The organism is Mesorhizobium sp. M7A.F.Ca.US.006.01.1.1 (assembly GCF_003997935.1).
GTDB lineage: Bacteria > Pseudomonadota > Alphaproteobacteria > Rhizobiales > Rhizobiaceae > Mesorhizobium.
On record NZ_RZQL01000443.1, the window covers coordinates 1 to 2,349 of the forward strand.

General features: G+C 60.4%; 3 protein-coding genes and 1 pseudogene. 1 reads left to right on the forward strand and 3 read right to left on the reverse strand.

Translation table 11 applies throughout. The annotated features are described in order from the left end of the window. A partial coding sequence (locus tag EN943_RS38095) for a hypothetical protein (RefSeq protein ID WP_206522886.1) occupies nt 1–279 on the forward strand: 279 nt, incomplete at its 5' end. A gap of 36 nt (nt 280–315) precedes the next feature. On the opposite strand, the gene EN943_RS36575 is transcribed toward EN943_RS38095, so the two are convergent. From EN943_RS36575 to EN943_RS36585, 3 genes and pseudogenes are all read right to left on the reverse strand, one after another. Further along, nucleotides 316–1,110, reverse strand: a complete 795-nt coding sequence (locus EN943_RS36575) for an SDR family oxidoreductase (protein WP_127416568.1) — start codon at nt 1,108–1,110, stop codon at nt 316–318. A gap of 131 nt (nt 1,111–1,241) precedes the next feature. Beyond that, on the reverse strand, nt 1,242–1,661 hold the full coding sequence (locus tag EN943_RS36580) for a GFA family protein (protein ID WP_206522887.1): 420 nt from the start codon (nt 1,659–1,661) through the stop codon (nt 1,242–1,244). Nucleotides 1,662–1,823: 162 nt separating this feature from the next. After that, a pseudogene (locus tag EN943_RS36585) lies at nt 1,824–2,349 on the reverse strand (aminotransferase class I/II-fold pyridoxal phosphate-dependent enzyme); the annotation flags it as partial.

Below are 2,349 nucleotides of genomic sequence, written 5' to 3' on the forward strand. Positions count from 1 at the left end.
GGTATGCGATGCGCAACGCCCAACGGCTTGTCGAAAGCGGAACTTGCGTTCTGTGTCCCTTTGGACGGCATTGATGCGCGGTTCGGTGGGCCGGCCTTCGCGAAGTCGGTGCTTAGCATCGACGTGCAATTCCCTGAAGGATGGAGCCAGTCAGGCGCGCCGCGCCTGACTGGCTCCTTTGGCGTCCTTGGGAGGATCGACGCCAACCCGAAACGACTCTGCGACCCGACGGTACTCATTCGGCGCCGTGACCGGCGGCATTCAATCGTATCGGTCTAACTCACTGCCAATTCGTCGCCACAACTCGCCTCATCCTTATGCGATCTGCCTAAGCACGCCGCCGTCCACGCGCATGGCAGCCCCGGTCGTGCCGGATGCTTGATCGGAGCACAGGTAGACAACCATGTTCGCTACCTCTTCCGTGCTGGTGAACCGATTGATGAGCGTCGTCGGGCGCTGGGTCTTCAGAAAGTTCTGCTCTGCCTCATCTTGCGTGATGCCCTCGGACGCGGCCGTCGCCTTCATCCAGTTTGACATGATTTCCGAATTTGTCGGCCCGGGAAGGACCGAATTGACCGTCACCCCCGTCCCAGCAACAGTCTCGGCCAGACCTCGCGAAATGGCCAACTGCGCCGTCTTGGTCATGGCGTAGTCGATCATGTCCTTGGGTATCGCGAGTGCGGATTCACTGCTGATGAACACGATGCGTCCCCAGCCGCGCGCCGCCATCTTCGGCAGGTAATGACGTGCCGCGCGAACACCACTCATTACGTTGAGCTGAAACATGCCCAGCCAGTCTTCGTCTGTGAGATCGGAAAATGGTTTGGGATTGGCTGTGCCTGCGTTGTTGATAAGGATGTCCGCGTCGGGAGCTTGGGCTGCAAGAACCGCGCTGCCTTCCTTCGTGGCCAGATCCGCGACGACGCCAGTGATCTCGATATCCGGGGACAGCGCCTTAACCTCAGCCACCGCAGCGGCGACCCGGCCCTCACTGCGGCCATTGATAACGACAGACGCACCAGCCCGCGCCAAACCTTCTGCGATTGCCCGACCAATGCCGGCCGTGGATCCGGTGACGACTGCTTTGCGGCCTTCAAGTGAAATGTTCATGATAGTGTTCTCTCTGGACTGTGACGATAACTGTCTGTAGAACAAATCGAAAATAGTTATAACACCGGATATTACAATAATATTGATGCTCATATGGGATATTGCCGTAAGCTAATAGTAAGACTTCACGTCTATTCCTTGATCTTGGGGCGAATGCCGCTATCGGCAAACGCCGATTTCAGCGGCCCGGTATCGTCAAACTCCGTTTCGTAGTTCAGCGGCACCTGCAGTCGGGCCCACGGATAGGAGCTGCGCAGGAAAATCTGGGCGACCGGGCGTACCCATTCGTAGGCATCCAACGTGGTAGCCCGTACGATCACCATCCCGGGCGAAAGCTCGGCAATCGTGTGCGTCCAGCCATGGCAGATCGGACACCAGTATTGGTGACTCGGCTTACCGCTGTCGGCGATCTTGGTCCAAACTCGAGTTTCGCCGGCGGTGACCGCAAAACCCTCCTTCGGAACAGGCATTCCAATTGAAAACGCGCCGGCGGTCAGCTGTCGGCAATCCGTACAGTGGCACGCGAAAATGAACGCTGGCGCGCGGGTCACCTGGTACCTCACGGCCCCGCAACGGCAACCGCCGTCAAGCGGTAAGGGAAAGTCTGACTGTGTCATTTGTACCTTCCTATGTCGCATATCGTTAAGGCCGCGCACCGGCTGGCGAAGTGGATGAAGAAGGCTTGAGCAGGCGGCGGCTTCCGCCCCCTGACTTTATCCGCCTGACTTGGGCACCAGCAGTGGGAATGATCCGGTCGCTCTTGGCGACAGCCGGCCGTTCGGCGGAGCCGTAAGGAATGCCGAGTGCATCCCATGTCTCGACCAGCGCGTCCTGCAGTCCCGCGATCAGCGCATCGGTATGAAACGGCGTCGGCGTGATGCGCAGCCGCTCGGTGCCGCGCGGCACGGTCGGATAGTTGATCGGCTGGATGTAGATGCCGTGCACGCCGAGCAGGCGGTCGCTGGCCATCTTACAGAGTTCGGGGTCACCGACCAGCACCGGCACGATGTGTGTCGGCGATTCCATCACCGGCAGGCCGGCGGCAGACAGAACCTCCTTGGTCCGCGACGCCTGGCGCTGCTGCGCATCGCGTTCGGCCTGCGAGCGCTTCAAATGGCGGATGGAGGTGGTGGCGGCGGCGGCGATCGCCGGCGGCAGCGCCGTGGTGAAGATGAAGCCCGGCGCATAGGAGCGCACCGCGTCGATCACAGCACTTGTACCGGTGATGTAGCCGCCCAG

Excerpts from the sequence above, each read along its gene's own strand:
- EN943_RS36575 (WP_127416568.1), bottom strand. The coding sequence starts at position 1,110 with ATGAACATTTCACTTGAAGGCCGCAAAGCAGTCGTCACCGGATCCACG.